An 18,327-nucleotide genomic window follows, 5' to 3' on the forward strand; every position below is an offset into this window, starting at 1 on the left:
GGACGGCCGACCATGATTCGGCCAGTATGTTTCGATAGGACCAGAGCCGGTCGCCTGACGAGGAGTGAGCTGATGACAACGCTGTCCGATCCCACCCGAGGAAAGCTGACGCCACTCTGGCGGGATCCGATGCTGTCCGTCGACCACCGGCTGGCGCTCCTGCTGGAGGACATGACCCTCGAGGAGAAGGTGGCCCAACTGGGCAGTCGCTGGGCGGGCAACGACATGGCGATGGACAGCCCGCACGGCGAGAACCCGGAGGACCATCCAGGGCACGGCAGGACCGCGAACACCCCCGATCCCGAGCTCACGTTCAAGGTCGCTCCCCTGCAGGATGTGTTCGCTGCGTCCGGCAGCCTCACCCTCGCCGAGGCAAGCGTCGACGGACTCGGTCAACTCACGCGGGTCTTCGGCAGCGTGCCGCTCACCGTCGAGGAGGGGGTGGCCGAACTCCTGCGCCAACATCGCGTGGTGCTGGCCGGATCACGGCTGGGCATCCCGGCGCTGGTGCACGAGGAGTGCCTGACCGGGTTCACCACCTTCGGGGCGACCGTGTATCCGGCGGCCATCGCCTGGGCCGCGACGTTCGACCCGGAGCTGGTGCAGCGGATGGCGGCCGCCATCGGGCAGGACATGGCGGCGGTCGGCGTGCACCAGGGACTCTCGCCGGTGCTGGACGTCGTGCGCGACTACCGCTGGGGTCGTGTAGAGGAAACCCTCGGCGAAGACCCGTATCTCGTGTCGATGCTCGGCTCCGCCTACGTCACCGGGCTGCAGAGTGCCGGCGTGATCGCCACGCTCAAGCACTTCGCCGGATACTCGGCATCACGCGGGGCGCGGAACCACGGCCCGGTCCCGATGGGACGCCGCGAGCTGCTGGACGTCATCCTGCCGCCATTCGAGATGGCCGTATCCCTCGGCGGTGCGCGCTCGGTGATGAACTCCTACGCGGAGATCGACGGCGTCGCGGCCGGCGCCGATCCATGGCTGCTCACCGAGCTGCTGCGCGACGAATGGGGATTCACCGGCACTGTGGTCTCGGACTACTGGGCCGTCCCGTTCCTGGCCACCATGCACCGGTTGGCCGAGGACGCCCAGGAGGCCGGTGTTCTCGCGCTCCGCGCCGGCCTGGACGTGGAACTACCCGACACCCTGGGCTTCGGGCCACATCTCGTGCAGCGGGTGCGGCGCGGCGAGATCTCCGAATCGCTGGTGGACCGGGCGGCGGGACGATTGCTGCGCCAGAAGATCGAACTGGGTCTGCTGGACCCGCAGTGGACTCCGGAGGGGTCGGTGGCGGAGGCGATGGACCGGGATCTCGACTCCGCGTCGAACCGGGCGATAGCACGGGAACTGGCCGAGCGGTCCGTCATCCTGCTCGATCCCGGAACCGCACTACCGTTGCAGCGCAACGGTAGTGCGTCCATCGGAAGGCTTGCCGTGATCGGTCCCTGCGCGGACGATCCGCGAACCTTCATGGGCTGCTACGCCTTTCCGAATCACGTCCTTCCCCGCTACCCCGCCCGCGGTCTCGGCATCGAGGTGCCCTCGGCGTTGGCCGCGCTCCGGGACGAGTTCGGGGGGGCGACGGTCACCTTCGAGCAGGGCTGCGCGATCCAGGGCGACGATCGGTCCGGGTTCCCCGCTGCGATCTCGGCTGCCCGGGAGGCCGACGTCTGCGTCGCCTTCGTCGGGGACCTCGCCGGCCTGTTCGGCCTCGGCACCTCCGGAGAGGGTTGCGATGCCGCCGATCTGCGGTTGCCCGGGGTACAGGCGGACCTGATCGCCGAGTTGATCGCGACCGGGACGCCCGTCGTGGTGGTCGTCGTCTCGGGGCGGCCGTACGCGCTGGGCGAGGTCCACGACGGAGCCGCCGGATTGATCCAGGCCTTCATGCCCGGCGAGGAGGGCGGCGCCGCCATCGCCGGCGTGCTCTCGGGGCGGATCCAGCCGAGCGGAAGGCTTCCCGTGCAGATTCCGCGCAGCCCCGGCGGCCAGCCGGGGACCTACCTGCAGCCACCGCTTGGCGCCGACCACTCCGGCACCAGCAACCTCGATCCGACCCCGCTCTTCGCTTTCGGCCACGGACGCTCGTACACCACGTTCGACCTGGACGACCTGCGGATCAGCCACACCGAGATCCCGACCGACGGCGAGCTCACCGCGACGGTCCGGGTGTCGAACACAGGTGGCCGCGACGGCGACGAGGTCGTCCAGCTCTACCTGCGAGATGCCGTCGCCCAGGTCACCCGACCGGTCCGACAACTGGTCGGCTTCGCTCGTGCCGCGGTTCCGGCCGGTGGCTCCGTGGACGTGATCTTCCGCCTCCACGCCGATCGCACGGCGTTCGCCGGACGTGACCTGGCCCGCATCGTCGAACCGGGTATCTTCGTGATCATGGTCGGTTTGTCCGCCTCCGACATCCGGTGCACAAGCGAGTTCCGGCTGACCGGACCGCTGCGGACGGTCGGGCACGACCGCGTCCTCGTCACGCCGGTCCTCGTCACGCCGGTCCTCGTCACGCCGGTCGACGCCCCACAGGCGACGTAATGCGGGCACGGCGAAGGGCTGCACGATGATGACCGGCTCGTCACCCCGGCAGACGCGGCCGACTCTGGCCACCGTCGCCGCCTCGGCCGGCGTCTCGGTCGCCACCGTCAGCAAGGTGCTCAACGGACGCAGCGATGTGGCCGCCGCCACGCGGATCATCGTCCAGGAAGTGTTGCAGCAGCACGACTACGTACGGTCGACGCCACCGCGACTCGACATCGGGGCACACCCGACGGTCGAGGTCGAAGTGGACGGTGCGCTCCGGGCGTATTCCTCCGAAGTCGTCCAGGGGGTGATCGACGCGGGAGCCCAGGCGGGGGTGTCCGTGGTGGTGAGCACGCGGGTCGGGGGCTCCGGCAACCGGCCGGCCGAACGGCCGACCGTCTGGGCCAGGGCGCTCGCGGCGTCCGGCCGGCGCGGTGTCGTCGCCGTCACCAGTGTGCTGACGGCCGAACACCTCACGGCTCTGAGCCGCGCAAAGATCCCGCTGGTCCTCGTCGACCCGATGAACATGCCGCGAGCCAGGGTGACGAGCGTCGGATCGACGAACTTCGCCGGCGGGCTGACTGCGACCCAACACCTGTTGTCGTTGGGGCACCGCCGCATCGGCTACATCGGGGACAAGGAGACCGCGGCCTGCAACCAGGCCAGGGTGCACGGTTTCCGGGCTGCGATGGAGGGCGCGGGCGCGCCGATCCTGCCGGGCTACATCGGAAACGGGCTCTTCGACTACGACACCGGGGTCACCAGGGGAGCAGCCATGCTGGACCTGTTGGAGCCGCCGACGGCGATCTTCGCCGGGTGCGACGAGATCGCCCTCGGCGTCATCGAGGCGGCCCGGATTCGCGGACTGAGCGTGCCTCGGGACATCAGCGTGGTCGGATTCGACGACACCCAGCTGGCGCGGATGTCCTCCCCCGGTCTGACGACGGTTCGTCAGCCATTGCGCGAGATGGGCGGTGTGGCACTGCGGACCGTACTGCGGCTCGCGGCCGGAGAGACCGTCGAGTCCCACCACGTCGAACTGGCCACCGGCCTGATCGTCCGGGACTCGACGGCGCCGGTCCACACCTGAGTCCGCTCACCACCGGAAGGAGTCAGTACGCCCCCGAGAGGGCCCGGTGACCAGAGCCTTTCCACCGTTCGACCTCGCTGCGGGCTGCTGCGGCCAGGAGCGCGGCATCCGTCATCACCGCCAGGTCGCTGAACCCGAACGGGGCAAGTCGGTCGGCCCGCTCCGGCGATCCGGCGAAGGCGCCGCACCGGACGCCGGCCGCCGCGCACGCCGCCACGATTGTCACCAGGGGCGCGTCCGCGGCGTGGTCGGACAGGAGTTCGCCCGTCTCGACGCCCAGCGCCAGCGACAAGTCGAACGGTCCGACGAAGATCATGTCGACACCGTCGACCGCCGCGATCTCACGGACCGCACCCAGACCCGCCCAGGTCTCGACCATCACCGCGCACATCACCTGGGCGTTGGCGGTCGGCGCATCCGGGGCGTCCCTGCCGAACAGCGCGGTCATCGGCCCCCAGCTCCGCTGGCCGCGCGGTGGATAGCGGGCGGCCTGTGCCACTCGGGCAGCCTGCTCGGGGGTGTCGACAAGCGGGACGATGACGCCGGCCGCGCCTCCGTCGAGTGCCCGCCCGATGCCGGCGGGCGAATGGTCGGCGACACGGACGTAGACCGGCAGACCGGACGTCCCGATCGCGTGGAGGGCCGCGCGGGTGGAGGCGTCCTCGTAGGTTCCGTGCTGGGCGTCCAGCACCAGCCAGTCAGCACCCGAGGAGGCCAGGATCTCTGCCGCGCCGCCGCCGGCCAGGCTCGACCATGCCCCAACCCGAAACAAACCCTCCGGCTCCTGCGCAGGCCCTTGGTCCGAAGCCGCGTCATGATGAAAGGTCACCGCAGCAATCTAGCCGCCACCGTCGCCGGGGCAGGCTTCTGGGCCGTGCCGACGCGGGTGTGGTTCGCGCCCTGCCCGGTCAGATGAGGTGTCAGCTCACGCAGCGGACATCCCACCGACCGTCTGATCACGATCGACGTCGGCAAGGTGGGCGGCCAGTTTGGCCAACCCGTCCCGGAGCCGCGACTTCACCGTCGGCACCGGAACGGACAAACGGTCGGAGATCTGCAGCGTCGACAGACCTTGGAAGTAGGCGAGCTGCAACGATTCCCGCTGCTTGGAGCTCAGCACGGTCAGCGCTCCACGAACACGCGCGTACTCCTCGTTCAGCAACACGGACTCGACGACGGTATCGGTCTCGGCCACGGCAGACCGGCTGAAATCCTGCTGGTCACGCCGCCTGTCCGCCTGGCAGCTGCGGACGCGGTCGACAGCCCGCGCATGGGCGATCTTCAGGATCCACGAGGTGCCACCACCACGGGTGGAATCGAAGCGGGACGCCTGCCGCCAGATCTGGAGGAAGGCTTCCTGCAGTACCTCCTCGGCCTGGTGGCGGTCCCGCAGCAGCGCCACGCAGATACCGAAGACCCGGGCGCGGAAGATCGCGTAGACCTCGTCGAAAGCGACCTGGTCACCGTGGGATACCCGGTCCAGCAAGCGATCCACCACCGAGGTCGGCTGTCGGGCGAGGATCGGCAATCCCGCGGGTATTTCCAGAGTCGGCACGTGCACCTCGATTTCGAACGCACCCGGGACGGGCGGCGTTCTTCCTCATCATGTCGACGACTCAGGCTGATACCGAGAGCCAAACTATGCAAGGACCCTTATGTCTGCACAGATTTGATCGAGTGCATTGCGACGTCCACGCGATGTCGGGATCCGACCCCGTCAGCCTTGGCGCAACGCACCGCCACCGGCCCGCAGCCAGGAGTGGTCAGGGAACAACGCTTCGCGGTGCACTCGCCAGGATCGCCTCGACGGACATGCCGGGACGACGCTGCAGCAGGCCGAGCGCCGCGTCACGATCGGTGGGGTGAGCGGCCAGCCAGCCCGGTCCACGAGCGTCCCCACAGGCCAGGAAGTTGGAGACCTCCTCGTTGCTGTGGCGTACATGCTCTGACTTCGATTCGGGCATGTTTGCTCCCTCGTAGCGGATGGGCCGTACGCGACGCTGAGAGTGGTGTCTGTGGTGGACCCGTGTATCGCGCCACGGAATCGTTAAAGATAGGAAACAAGCAGGTCACAGGGGTCGCGGGTTTACCCTTTGTGGACTATCTCGGCAGGCTCCGCAGGCGTCAGAACAGGTGCAGGGTGCCGAGCAGACCGACCACCACCGGGGCCAGACCGAGACAGAGGAAGGCCGGAAGGAAGCAGAGTCCGAGCGGCGCGGTGATCGCCACGCCGGCCCGCCCGGCCGACCGCGCGGCCTCCTGCGCGATCGCTGCCCGCAGTCGGGCGGCGTGCTGGCGCACCGCCTGCGCCAGCGTTGCCCCGCCGGACGACGACCGCCGCGCCGCAGCGGCCAGATCGGCCAGATCCGGGTGGTTCGACGCGGTCGACCAGGCGACCCCGGGATCGGCCCCGAGGGTCAGCAGGGCAGCCACCCTGCCCAACTGCTGGAACGGATCGTCCGGGTCGCCGCCACGCCATCGCCCGGCCGCGCCAGGCGCGCCCCTCTCCACCGGTACCGCGAGCAGGGCGGCGCCGATCGACATCCCGGCCTCCAGGCAGGCGGCCAGCAGATCGGCGTGCACGGCCAGCCGGCGGCGGTCGTCGGTCGACTCGGCCACCGACCGGCGCTGCGGCATCCGCAGGGTCGCCGCCGCGGCGGAAACGGACAGACCGACCCCGACCCACCAGGGCCACAGATCGAGGAGGAGCCCCACGGCGAACAGGCCCGACGCGGTGAAGAGTGCCCGCCGCCCGCCGGGCGAGACCCGCCCGGCACCAACGTGATCCGGACCGGCAGCGGTCCACGGCGCTCGGCCCGCATGGCTTGTCGCCACGTCGTCGCCCCCTGTGGTGGCCAGCCGACCGAGCGGGTCGGCCGACGACGGCACACACCACAGTGCAGTTCCCGCCAGCGTCAGCGCCACCATCGTCGACCCGGTCATCTGCGCACGATCAACCGCGCACGATTCGAGCCGTCCAGGCGAGGCCGGCGCACGTGAGAGCCGTTCCCGTCATCAGCATCAACTGGCCGGCACCGGTAAAGAAGAGCACGTGGAGCGGGTCGGCACCCATGCCCACTCCGAGCACCACCCCGAGCGCCGGCATCGCGGCGAGCACGTAGCCGGAGACCCGTGGACCCGAGACCTGTGCCTCTCGCTGCGATGTCGCCGAGAGGCGCTCGTCGAGATCGTCGGACACCGTGTCGACGAGCACCGCCAACGGCACGCCGTACCGTGCCGACAGCAGCCAGGCCGTGGCCAGCCGATCGGTGATCTCGGCGATCCGATCGGACCGGCCTCGGCGCCCATCCACGACCGCCTGCAGCCCATTCGAGGCCGCCGGCGCGCGGCCGCGGTCGACAGAAACGGCAACCGCCAGATCGGCGAGCATCCGGGCCGACCGGCCGTGCTGCTCCTGCGCGCTGGCGCGGATGGCTGCCATCGGCGCAGCTCCCGCCCGGATCTCGCGACCGAGCGTCCGGCAGCCGGCCAGCATGTCGACCAGGTCCCGGCGTCGATGTCGTCGCCCGGACTCCGACCGGACCAGCATCGCCACGGTGGTCAGGAACAGCGCGGCCGAGGCTGCCACCATCGGTCCCGCCGCCCACCAGGAGATCACCGCGGCGGCCGAGATCCCCGGAGCCGCAACGCTGGTGCCGCGTCGGCGGTCGTGATCCGGCTGTCCACCCCGCATCCCGGGCCCGGAGCCCGATTCTGATCCCGGCCCGGAGCCGAACACCGTTCCGGGTATCCCGGACGCAGCGAAGGACGGCCGCAGCCGGGACGATCCCGGCCAGCAGAGGAGTGCTACGGCCGCCAGCAGGCAGGTCACCATGTGGGCTCCACGCCCCGCGCGGACGCCAGCGCCGACAGCATCCCAGCTCCCGGCGTCACCGGACGACCGTCGACCACGGCCGGGACGGACACCACCAGACCGGCGGGATCCCTGCTGAGCACTGCAATCTCGCTCAGCACCCGCCGGCCGCCCACCCGACGCATGTGCAGGACCAGCTGGACCGCACTCCCCAGCTGCGCGTGCAGCGCGTCACGACCGAGTCCCGCCGGCGCGGCGAGTGCCTCCATCCTGGCCGGCACCTCGGAGGCCGCGTTGGCGTGCACCGTCCCGGCCCCACCGTCGTGACCGGTGTTGAGTGCGGTGAGCAACTCCACGACCTCCACCCCGCGCACCTCACCGACGACGATGCGGTCCGGGCACATCCGGAGGGCCTGACGGACCAGCTGCCGCATTCCGATGGCGCCGGCGCCCTCGACATTGGGCGCCCTGGCCACCAACCGGACGAGGTGCGGGTGATCGGGACGGAGTTCCTCGGCGTCCTCGACCGTCACCAGTCTTTCGGAGGGATGGATCGCGCCCAGCAGCGCGGCCAGGAGCGTTGTCTTGCCCGAGCCGGTACCGCCGGAGATCAGGAAGGCCAGCCGGGCACGGAGGATCACCTCCAGAACGGGCCGGCAGATGCCCGGCAGTGTGCCGGCCAGCGTCAATGCGGCGAGGTCGTGCCGGGTCGGGCGGAGCACCCGCAACGACAGGCACGTACCGGACGCCGCGACCGGGGCGATGACGGCATGCAATCTGGTGCCGTCGGACAACCGGGCGTCCACGAAGGGCTGGGCCTCGTCGAGACGCTGGCCGGCCGACGTCGCGAGCCGGCGAGCCAGTCGCTGCACCGCGGCCTCGTCCGGGAAGGTCACGGCGAGCCGCTCCCATCCGGCTCCTCGATCGACCCGCACGTCGTCGGGCGCGTTGACCACCACGTCCGTCGTCGAGGGGTCGGCCAGGATCTCGGCCAACGGGCCGGCTCCGACGAGTTCACGTTGCAGGCCCTTGATGAGATTCAACATCTCGGCGTCGGTCACCAGCATCGAGGTCTCGGCTCGGACAGCCCTGGCCAGCGCCGCACCGCTTGGCTCGCTGCGCTCGTCGGCCAGCCGCCGCTGGACGCTCTCGATCATCTCCTCGGTCAGGGCCGCGCCACCGACACCGATCACCGAGGTCCTCACGAGACGTCCTGGCGGAGGTGGGCGAGGACGGCCGTCGCGGCAGCGACCAGGGGCCCGCGACGGTCGGTCCCGGGGGGACGACCGTTCTCGAGGTCACGCGCCAGATGCGGTTGCGGTCGCATCCTGGCCAGCACCTGCAGGCCGAGCGCCCGCCCGATGTCCTGGGCGCCGATGCCGCCGGGCGACGGACCGCGGACGAGCAGTTCAGGGATTGCCCCCAGATCCCGGACCCGATCGGCGATACGTGCCGCCGAGAACGATCCCCGCACGTCGGCAGTGGTCACCAGCACCACGAGATCCGCCTTCTCCAGGACCCGATCGCCCGCCGCCGTCGGGTGCCGGGGCAGATCGACGACGGTCAGATCGCCCGCCCGGCGGCCGGCGTCCAGCACGACATCCACCACATCCCCGGGGATCTCACGCCCGGCAGTACGTCCGGGACACAGCACGGCGATCCGGCCCCGACCGAACGGAGCGGTGGGCAACGCGCGATGGAGCGCATCCGGTGGCAGCCGCCCGGATGGCGCCGCCAGCTCGTCCCACCGGATGCCGCCCCGCTTCTCGATGCCGAGCAGGACGTCGATGCCGGGTCCCCACGGGTCGCAGTCGGCCAGCAGGACCCCCCGTCCGGACCGTTCGGCGGTTGCTGCCAGCGCGGCGGCGAACACCGAAGCTCCCGCCCCGCCGCAGGCGGCGATGACCGCGATGGTGTGACCGTCACCGGGTCCACCGACGACGGTGCCGGCCAGCAGGTCCACCAGGACGTGATCGTCCTGCCCCACCACCACCGTGCGTTCGACCTGCAGACGGAGGCACTGCTGCAGTACGTCCGCCCCCGGTTCCGACCGGCACAGGGCGACCACGTGGGAACGAGGCGGCAGCGCCGCCGCATTCGCCGCTCCGAGCAGATCGGTGTCGATGAGCACCATCGACGCGGAACGCCACGACGCCCGGGCGCCCGGGTCGACGCCGTGCATCACCTCGACCCCGGCTGCGGCTGCGACCCGGAGCAGATCCTCCAGCATCAGATCGTCACCGGTGACGATCAGCGGTCGTGACTCCATGACTCGGCCTCCCTGGACGGCCACCGGCTCGAACCGGCGGTGGACCCAGTCGACCGGCCGGATCCGCCGGCCACCAGCGCCGGTCGCGAATTGTGGACAACTCGAGGCATGGGGACAACCCCGGCACACCGATTTTGGGGGGTTGCGCTCGGGCGCAAACGGGCATTGCCTGACCGACGTCGGGCAGGGACATGCCGCGCGGGGACAAAAGGCGAGCCTGGCGTCCAGACGCGTGCGCGCCCGGGAGGACCATCACCGGACGCCAGGACGACAGGGGCCGGGCCGCGTCGTCTGCGGCCCGGCTCCTGTCGTGTACTACCTGTGAACGTAGGGGCGGCCCCCGCCAGGGGGGAGGGCGGGGGCCGCGGGGGTTCAGCTCCGGGGGGTTGAGCTGAACCCGGGGTCGGTCTCCGGGGGGGTGGAAACCGACAAGTTCACTGTAGACCGCAGGACGCAGGTCGTCACCTCGCCGCTCGCCAGATTTTCGGCTTTCACATCAAGATTTCATGAAAATGACCCGTTCGGGTGCAGGAACTGAATCGGTCATGGTGAGAACGGGGTCCAGGATCCTTGCCCCGGGGCGGTGGGAGCGGGTACGAATGAAGGACGGACCCCCGGCCGGCCAGGGACTGTGATGGAGGAGAAATCACGGTTCACCCGATCCGGAGCTCTGTACTCGTGCCCCGGTACCCACTCGCCGCTATGAACCGCGAAGGGTACGTCGTCAGGGCTTTCCGCGAGACTCGCGAAGTCCGTTCTACGACGAATGTGGTGAAGCCTGGTAACCGATCAGCCCGAGTGAACGGCGCCCCGCCGCAAGGTGGGGCGCCGTTTTTGGTCGTCGGGCCTCGGCCCGATGACCAGGGCCGACACCCCGGTGACCGGACGCGACGCGGGCCAGTACGGCTGCTGTCAGTCGAATGGGAACCGGAATCACTCTCGACAGAGCCCGATGGGTTCACGGAACGACGACTCGTTCAGTCCATCACTCATCAGCTTCATCCTTGGGCGACGCAACATCGTCCGGCATTGGGTTCGAATAGGGGTTCTGGTTCTGGGTTTTACGGCTTGTATGCGCACGCATCGTTCGCGGACGGCGCCCGCTCCGTCCGTCGCCCGGGAGGTGGTGGAACGCAGTTCCGCTCTCTCGAACGCGTGATGTCCGGACAGCGCCAGGGGCTGCAGGAACTCGATCAGACTGCCGCGTCGGCGATGGAGGCGCCCTCCCGAGCGCCGGCGATCATCGCCTCGCAGACCTTGATGATCCAGGCGGCCACTCCAGAGCCATCAGCGAAGCCGGCTGCCGACCGCGCGTACACAGCACCTGTCCGCAGATGACCGACTTCGGGCGTCGTCAGGCCGTGGGGGTCCAGTCCGGAACTGATCATCGTGAGACGGGCGGCAGCCCTCGCGACCACTCCGTCCGCCGATCCGAACGCGGCCAGCCCCAACAGTTCGCCGTGCACCACGGCGACCAGGACCGGAGCGGGCCAGGGGGCGTGCAGGACGGACGCGGCCAGTCCGGTCAATCGGTCCGACAACTCCGCCCGGCCCGCTGCCGGCCGGCCCAGCAACGAACCGTCCGTCAGATCGGCAGCCGCCAACGTGTGCAGTCTGGCCAGGGCCTGCAGGGGCGCGCGTTCCCAGATCGGCACGAGGGTGCCGATGGCGGCGGCCACCCTCAGCGAACCGGCCAGCACCGGATCGGAGATGGCCGAGGCATCTGGGTCGAGGTCGGCCGAGCCTCCGTCCAGCAACGCCGACGCCCTGGCGGCCCGCACGGATGCGGCCGCGGAGGTCCGTGGCCAACCGCGCCGATTGGCTGGATGGCGGTGCACCGCTTCGATCGCCGCCCTCGCGGTAGCAACGGCGTCGTCGACGCCCGGCAACGCCGTCAGGTCGGGCCACGCTCCGGTCGTCACCCCGACAACGTAGTCACTGGGCCACCCCGCCATGGCGCGGTGCCGTGTCCGACGGATAGTTTCGGGACAGAGAAACCCGATCCGGATCGGCGGGCGAGCAACCGACAGGCGGCCCGCTGCGCCGGCGCGGGCGGCACGAACCGACACCGACGTCGACAACGAGGAGAAATCCGATGGCACAGGCTCCGCACGAACCAGAGGTCGGACTCGACAACCTGCTCGCCGAAGACCGGACGTTCGCGCCAAGTCCGGAGTTCGCGGCGAATGCCAACTTCTCGCAGGACGCCTACGAACGGGCCTCCGCCGACCCGCAGGGCTGGTGGGCGGAGCAGGCACGACGACTGTCCTGGGCCACGCCGTTCACCGAGGTGCTCGACTTCTCCGATGCCCCGCACGCGAAGTGGTTCGCCGACGGCAAGCTCAACGTCGCCTACAACTGCGTCGACCGGCACGTCGAGGACGGATTCGGCGACCAGGTCGCCATCCACTGGGAGGGCGAGCCGGGAGACTCCCGTGCGATCACCTACTCGCAGTTGAAGGACGAGGTCAGCAAGGCCGCGAACGCGCTCGTCTCGCTGGGCCTGAAGACCGGCGATCGGGTCGCGATCTACCTGCCGATGATCCCCGAGGCCGTCTTCTCGATGCTCGCCTGCGCACGCCTCGGGCTCGCGCATTCGGTGATCTTCGGCGGGTTCTCCGCCGAAGCGCTCCGTACCCGCATCGCCGATGCCGATGCCCGCCTGATGATCACTGCCGACGGTCAGTACCGCCGGGGTACGGCTGTCTCCCTCAAGGAAGCCGTCGACGACGCCGTCGCGACCGAGGGTTCCCCCGTCGAGCACGTCCTGGTCGTCAAGCGCACCGGGATCGACATCACCTGGGGTGCAAAGGATGTCTGGTGGCACGAACTGGTCGACGCTCAGTCGACCGAGCACATCCCCGAGGCCTTCCCGGCCGAGCAGCCGCTGTTCATCCTCTACACCTCCGGGACCACCGGCAAGCCGAAGGGCATCCTGCACACCTCGGGCGGCTACCTGACCCAGGCTGCCTACACCTTCAACGCCGTGTTCGACCACAAGCCCGACACCGACGTCTTCTGGTGCACCGCCGACATCGGCTGGGTCACCGGGCACTCGTACATCGTCTACGGACCGCTGGCCAACCGGGCCACCGAGGTGATCTACGAGGGCACGCCCAACACCCCGCACGAGGGCCGGCACTGGGAGATCATCGACAAGCAGAAGGTGACGATCTACTACACGGCGCCCACCCTGATCCGGACGTTCATGAAGTGGGGTGCCGAGATTCCCGCCGGCTACGACCTCGGGTCGCTGCGTCTGCTCGGCAGCGTCGGTGAGCCCATCAACCCCGAGGCCTGGATGTGGTACCGGGTCAACATCGGGCACGATCGCTGCCCGATCGTCGACACCTGGTGGCAGACCGAGACCGGCGCGATGATGATCTCGCCGCTCCCGGGTGTGACGGCCACCAAGCCCGGTTCCGCCATGGCCGCGCTGCCGGGCATCGATGCGCAGATCGTCAACGACGAGGGCGTGCCCGTCGGCAAGGGCCAGGGCGGCTACCTCGTCATCGCCAAGCCGTGGCCGTCGATGCTCCGGACGATCTGGGGTGACGACGAGCGCTACAAGGACACCTACTGGTCCCGGTTCGCCTTGCAGGGCTACTACTTCGCCGGTGACGGCGCGAAGTACGACACCGACGGAGCGCTCTGGCTGCTCGGACGCGTCGACGACGTGATGAACGTGTCGGGTCACCGCATCTCGACCACCGAGGTGGAATCCGCGCTGGTCGCGCACCCGTCGGTGGCCGAGGCGGCCGTGGTCGGTGCGAACGACGCGATGACGGGCCAGGGCATCGTCGCGTTCGTGATCCTCCGCGGGGACGCCACCAAGCGGGTGGCGCAGGGCGGCGCGGACGCCGGCGAGCAGCTGATCGCCGAGCTGCGCAGGCACGTCGCAACGCAGATCGGGCCGATCGCCCGGCCGCGGCAGATCATGATCGTCCCGGAGCTCCCCAAGACCCGATCCGGGAAGATCATGCGGCGACTGCTTCGTGATGTCGCGGAGAACCGTGACCTCGGCGACGTCACGACGCTGCAGGACTCAGCCGTGATGGGCATGATCACCTCCGGGCTGTCGTCGGGCAGGAGCGAGGACTGACCCCGTCAGGCCCGGCAGGCTTGCTCCGCGTTCCCGCGGGGAACCTGCCCGGTGTCGGCCGACGGCCGCACCGGCGGACGCGTCCGGCACCAAGGACGGATCCCGGCTGCGGCCATGGCACGATGAACGCGATCCGGACGCACCGCAGCGACCCGGATCCATCCCGACTGCCCCGGCGACCGCGTCCGGATGCAGGTGAGTACCTTCCAGAAGGGGACGTGACCATGTCAGGCAACGCCCAGCCGCCGATCACCTACGGCGGCAACACCGGCCGTCCGTCCATCCCATTGGTCGCCGAACCCGACGTGGACACGTCCGGGTCGATGGGTGCTCTGGTCAAGGACGCCACCGTCCACCTGTCCACGCTCGTCCGGTCCGAGATCGAACTGGCGAAGCTGGAGGTGGTCGCCTCCGTCAAGACCGGCCTGACCGGCGCCATCTTCTTCATCCTGGCCGCCGTCATCGGTCTGTTCAGCCTGTTCTTCTTCTGGTTCATGGTGGGCGAGATCCTGAACATCTGGCTGCCCCGGTGGGCGGCGTTCACCATCGTCTTCGTCGTCATGCTGCTGATGGCCGGCGGGCTCGCGTTCCTCGGTCTGAAGAAGGTCAAGCAGATCAAGAAGCCGGAGCGGACCATCTCGACGCTGTCCGAATCGGCGGCCACCCTGAAGGCGGCCGCCACACATTCCGAGCCCACACCGGGTCGGTGACCGGCCACGCCGGCCCTCAAGACCAGATCAACGACGCCGCAGCATCTGTGAACGCCGGCATCCCCGGTCCGCCCGTCGACCTGTCCGGCGTCACCCACCGCACCGTCAGCGCCAACGGCATCAGATTTCACCTCGCAGAGGCCGGGACCGGCCCGTTGGTGTTGCTGCTGCACGGTTTCGGTGGGATCTGGCTCAACTGGCGGCACCAGTTGCCGGCCCTCGCCGGGGCCGGATTCCACGTGGTGGCGCCTGACCTTCGGGGGTCGGGCGAGTCGGACAAACCCCCTCGCGGCTACGACGCCTTCACCCTGGCCGCCGATGTCGCCGGTCTCGTCAGGGCCCTCGGCGAGCGGGAGGCGATGCTGATCGGACAGGGCTACGGCGGGGTGCTCGCCTTCAATACCGCCGTCCTGTATCCGGACCAGATCAGCTCGGTGGTGGCGATCTCGGCGCCGCACCCCAGTCGGATGGCCAGGCTGAGACGTCCGGTCCGGACGGACCCCTACGGCCGGCTGCTGACCTTCGCCGCCCTGCCCATCTCGCCCGATCGGCGGCTCGCCGCGTCCGATGGTGCGATGCTCGAGCGGATCGTCCGGTCGCACGCCGGCCCGGCCTGGGCGGCCTCGGCCGACTTCGCTGCGACGGTGGCCGTCATGCGCAAGGCGATCGTCACGCCGGGCGCGGCCAAGGGTGCGCTGGAACCGCTGCGCTGGGTCGCCCGGTCACCGTGGAGATCTGATGGACATCGTCATCGCGAAGCGTTGCAGACTCCGCTGAAGGCTCCCGTGCTGCACCTGGCCGGCGAGGGCGACCGTTTCACCCCCGTCGGAGCACTCGCCGGGACCGAAGACCTCTGCGCCGGTGAGTACCACCTGCAGGTGATCCCCGGCGTCGGTCACTACCCCGCCGAGGAAGCACCCGATGTGGTCAACGAGGCCGTCATCGCCTTCACCGCGTCGCTGATCAACGGCTGAGTCCGACCACCGCACCGGCCCCGCTGCACGACGAGCAGGCGGTTCGACCGCGGATCAGTCAGCAGTGCAGGCGCCGGTGGCGGCGGCGGTGTGGTCCACCAGACCCGCCGCAACCACCGGGGCGACCTCGGCCGCCGTCAGGGCGAACCCGATGTCCGGTTTGTCGATCGCAGCGCCGAACACCACACCGATGACCGTGCCGTCGGCGGCCAGCAGCGGCCCCCCCGAGTTGCCGGCTCTGACATTCGCCCGCAGCGTGTAGACGTCGCGGTTCACCGTTGCCGAGGAATAGATGTTCGGCCCGTTCAGGGTGATCTCGCTCCGGATGCGGCCCGGGGTGATGGTGAACGGACCGTCCAGCGGATACCCGGCCGGGGCCGCGGAGTCACCGGCCTTGGCCGGGGCGGTGGCGAAGGTGAGCGCCGGACGGGTCAGTCCGGGTACATCGAGCACGGCCAGATCCCGGTTCGGGTCGTAGACCACCACGGTGGCCGGGAGCGAGGTGCGGCCCTGCTCGATGACGAGCCGGTCGGTCCCCGCGACCACGTGGGCGTTGGTCAGGAACTTGCCGGGCGCGATCACGAAGCCCGACCCCTCGATGCGACGCGTGCACGAAGTCGCCACCCCGCGCACCTTCAGGACGGACTGCCCGGAGGTGCGCAGCGCAGCCGACACGGCCAGCGTCGAATCCGGTGGGCCGACGTTCACGTCGGGGGTGGGTGTCAACGGGTCGAGGATGGCCGGGAAACCGGAATCGTCGAAGAGCTGCCGCATGCGGCTGGAGATGTCCCGTACGCCGTCGGGCATGACGTCATCGACGGCTCCGAGCACGGAGGACGACCGGACCGCCGAGGCCAGCCACGGGTAGGGCGTCGAACCGAGTGGGATGGCGATCATCCAGGTCACCACGAGCACCGCGATGGTGTGGCCGACCAGACCGAGACCGTGGTCCAGTGCCTTCGCCGGCCGCCAGGTGATCCGCCCGGCCAGCGCCTTTCCGACGGTGGCACCGGCGATCTCACCGATCCCGACCCCGACGATGACGCAGGCGATGCCCAGCGCGACCTTCGCTGCACTCTGGTCGACGTGGCTCATCAACAGGGGGGCCAGCCGGATTCCGATCACCGCACCACCGACGGCGCCGATCAACGCGATGGAGGAATTGATGAAACCGCGCCGGAAGCCGGACCATGCTGCAGCCAGCAGCAGCACGATCACCAGTGCATCGACGAAGTTCACGTCCTGACAGACGTCTCGGGCGCCCGTCCGTTGCCACCGCCGCGATCACCGTCGCCGAGGTGCCCGGCCTCGGGGTCGGGGAGGGCGAGGCCCAGCTCGGGCAGCACGATGTACCGATGCTGGTCCCACGGCACCGACCAACCACCGAGGTCGAGCAGCACTTCGACCAACCCGGCGGTGAATCCCCAGACCACCATGTCCGCCACCTCGAAGGCCGGGCCGACGTAGCCGCTGGGATGACGGACCCGGCCCCGCCGCGCCGGATCGGCCAGATCCGCCACCGGCACCCTGGCCACCGCGGCCGTCTCGGCCGGATCGACTGCGGAGACCGGTCCAGGCCGGTGCCAGTAACCGACCACTGGCGAGACCAGGAATCCGGTGACGCCGAGGAAAAGATCCGGGAGCAGCGCAACGGGTGTCACCGAATCCGGGTCGAGACCGGTCTCCTCCTCCGCCTCCCGGAGTGCGGTCGCCACCGCATCCTCGGAGCCGTCCTGCTTGCCGCCGGGGAAGGCCGGTTGGCCCGCGTGCGAACGGAGGGTGACCGCGCGCGCGGTCAGCAGCAGATCGGGTCCCTGCGGTCCGTCGGCGAACAGCATCAGCACCGCGCTGCGGCGCCCCACCTGGGGTGCACTCACCGCCGGCCGTGGCAGCAGGTCGGCGATCCCCGCGCCGTCGATCCGTTCGACCATGCCGGCCAACCACGCCGGCATCACCTCGTCGGGTGCCAGCCGCTGTCCGAGCTCCCTGACGCCGGGGAGAGGTGCGATCACGCGCCGTCCGCCAGGCCGACCAGGGCGAGCAGGTGCGGCCTCTCCTGGCCGGCGACGAGCGCCGCAGCCGGACCGGGCTCGATCGGCCCGTCTCCGTAGGACGGGCACAACTCGGCGACGAAGCAGGCGCCGCAGGCCGGTTTCTTCGCGTGGCAGACCCGACGTCCGTGATAGATCGCCTGGTCGGAGAACCTGGTCCAGTCGGCCGGTGGCAACATGGCGTTGAGCTCGAGTTCGACACGAACCGGATCCGTCTCCTTGGTCAGACCCCACCGTCTGGCCAGGCGGCCCAGATGGGTGTCGACCGTGATCCCCGGGACACCGAAAGCGTGGCCCAGCACCACATTCGACGTCTTCCGGCCGAATCCGGGCAGCGTGATGAGGTCGTCGAGGCGGTTGGGCAACTCCCCGTCGAACCGCTCCAGCAGGGCTTGGCCGAGGCCGATGATCGAGTTGGCCTTGTTCCGGAAGAAGCCGGTGCTCCTGATCATCTCCTCGAGTTCCATCCGGTCGGCGCCCGCGTAGTCGACCGCCGTGCGGTACTTCGCGAAGAGCGCCGGCGTGACGAGGTTGACGCGGACGTCAGTGCACTGCGCGGACAGGATGGTGGCGACGGCCAGTTCCAACGGAGTGGTGAAGTCGAGTTCGCACTTGGCATCGGGGAACTCCACCGCCAGTTGACCCGCGAGCTTTCTCGCACGTCGGGTGCGCGCCAGCGGGGTAGCCGGCACGACGGCCTTCTTCACGGCGCCCTTCTTCACGCTCTCACCCGGGATTGCCCTTCTGAATTGCCCTCCAGCGACGGATGTCGACACCTGGAC

At 69.8% G+C, this 18,327-nt stretch carries 16 protein-coding genes; 5 read left to right on the forward strand and 11 right to left on the reverse strand.

All coding sequences use genetic code 11. The features are described from left to right. The first annotated feature begins 72 nt into the window (after positions 1–72). On the forward strand, positions 73–2,550 hold the full coding sequence (locus ABIB25_RS20260) for a glycoside hydrolase family 3 N-terminal domain-containing protein (RefSeq protein WP_502919864.1): 2,478 nt from the start codon (positions 73–75) through the stop codon (positions 2,548–2,550). 25 nt (positions 2,551–2,575) lie between these two features. Then, positions 2,576–3,625 carry a LacI family DNA-binding transcriptional regulator gene (locus tag ABIB25_RS20265; RefSeq protein ID WP_354530329.1) on the forward strand — a complete coding sequence of 350 codons (1,050 nt, stop codon included), beginning with the start codon at positions 2,576–2,578 and terminating at the stop codon, positions 3,623–3,625. A gap of 22 nt (positions 3,626–3,647) precedes the next feature. Here the strand turns inward: ABIB25_RS20265 and ABIB25_RS20270 are convergent, their stop codons facing one another. The 8 genes from ABIB25_RS20270 to ABIB25_RS20305 form a co-directional block, all read right to left on the reverse strand. Then, entirely contained in the window at positions 3,648–4,454 is an 807-nt protein-coding gene (locus ABIB25_RS20270) for an HpcH/HpaI aldolase family protein (RefSeq protein ID WP_354530330.1), read from the reverse strand. Positions 4,455–4,550: 96 nt separating this feature from the next. Next, a complete protein-coding gene (locus ABIB25_RS20275) occupies positions 4,551–5,180 on the reverse strand; it encodes a sigma-70 family RNA polymerase sigma factor (RefSeq protein WP_354530331.1) in 630 nt (209 codons plus the stop codon). A gap of 208 nt (positions 5,181–5,388) precedes the next feature. Next, the gene (locus ABIB25_RS20280; protein ID WP_354530332.1) at positions 5,389–5,589 is read right to left on the reverse strand and encodes a hypothetical protein; all 201 of its coding nucleotides are present in this window, start codon (positions 5,587–5,589) and stop codon (positions 5,389–5,391) included. Between the two features lie 160 nt (positions 5,590–5,749). Then, the gene (locus ABIB25_RS20285) at positions 5,750–6,568 is read right to left on the reverse strand and encodes a type II secretion system F family protein (RefSeq protein WP_354530333.1); all 819 of its coding nucleotides are present in this window, start codon (positions 6,566–6,568) and stop codon (positions 5,750–5,752) included. A gap of 10 nt (positions 6,569–6,578) precedes the next feature. Then, entirely contained in the window at positions 6,579–7,460 is an 882-nt protein-coding gene (locus ABIB25_RS20290) for a type II secretion system F family protein (protein ID WP_354530334.1), read from the reverse strand. Next, positions 7,454–8,596: a TadA family conjugal transfer-associated ATPase gene (locus ABIB25_RS20295; protein WP_354530374.1), complete on the reverse strand. Its 1,143-nt coding sequence runs from the start codon at positions 8,594–8,596 to the stop codon at positions 7,454–7,456. The genes ABIB25_RS20290 and ABIB25_RS20295 overlap by 7 nt, the downstream gene beginning before the upstream one ends. A 44-nt stretch (positions 8,597–8,640) precedes the next feature. Next, positions 8,641–9,708, reverse strand: coding sequence for a septum site-determining protein Ssd (ssd, locus tag ABIB25_RS20300; RefSeq protein WP_354530335.1), 1,068 nt, complete (start codon positions 9,706–9,708; stop codon positions 8,641–8,643). Positions 9,709–10,901: 1,193 nt separating this feature from the next. After that, positions 10,902–11,663 (reverse strand): oxidoreductase, encoded by a 762-nt coding sequence (locus ABIB25_RS20305; RefSeq protein ID WP_502919865.1) that lies wholly within the window; start codon positions 11,661–11,663, stop codon positions 10,902–10,904. A 140-nt stretch (positions 11,664–11,803) separates the two neighbouring features. Here ABIB25_RS20305 and acs point away from each other — a divergent pair, with 140 nt between their 5' ends. The 3 genes from acs (at position 11,804) to ABIB25_RS20320 (ending at position 15,494) form a co-directional block, all read left to right on the forward strand. Then, entirely contained in the window at positions 11,804–13,810 is a 2,007-nt protein-coding gene (gene acs, locus ABIB25_RS20310; RefSeq protein ID WP_354530337.1) for an acetate--CoA ligase, read from the forward strand. A 224-nt stretch (positions 13,811–14,034) separates the two neighbouring features. Next, complete coding sequence (locus ABIB25_RS20315; RefSeq protein ID WP_354530375.1) at positions 14,035–14,520, forward strand: phage holin family protein; 486 nt, start codon at positions 14,035–14,037, stop codon at positions 14,518–14,520. Further along, a complete protein-coding gene (locus ABIB25_RS20320; RefSeq protein ID WP_354530338.1) occupies positions 14,517–15,494 on the forward strand; it encodes an alpha/beta fold hydrolase in 978 nt (325 codons plus the stop codon). Before ABIB25_RS20315 ends, ABIB25_RS20320 begins: the two co-directional genes overlap by 4 nt. A gap of 54 nt (positions 15,495–15,548) precedes the next feature. Here the strand turns inward: ABIB25_RS20320 and ABIB25_RS20325 are convergent, their stop codons facing one another. The 3 genes from ABIB25_RS20325 to nth are packed head-to-tail and all read right to left on the reverse strand — an operon-like array spanning position 15,549 to position 18,267. Then, complete coding sequence (locus ABIB25_RS20325) at positions 15,549–16,733, reverse strand: MarP family serine protease (RefSeq protein WP_354530339.1); 1,185 nt, start codon at positions 16,731–16,733, stop codon at positions 15,549–15,551. Then, positions 16,730–17,446, reverse strand: coding sequence for an NUDIX hydrolase (locus ABIB25_RS20330; RefSeq protein WP_502919867.1), 717 nt, complete (start codon positions 17,444–17,446; stop codon positions 16,730–16,732). The genes ABIB25_RS20325 and ABIB25_RS20330 overlap by 4 nt, the downstream gene beginning before the upstream one ends. A 56-nt stretch (positions 17,447–17,502) precedes the next feature. After that, positions 17,503–18,267, reverse strand: a complete 765-nt coding sequence (nth, locus tag ABIB25_RS20335; RefSeq protein ID WP_354530341.1) for an endonuclease III — start codon at positions 18,265–18,267, stop codon at positions 17,503–17,505. Between the last annotated feature and the right edge of the window lie 60 nt (positions 18,268–18,327).

The sequence above is a fragment of the Nakamurella sp. UYEF19 genome (assembly GCF_040546275.1).
GTDB lineage: Bacteria > Actinomycetota > Actinomycetes > Mycobacteriales > Nakamurellaceae > Nakamurella.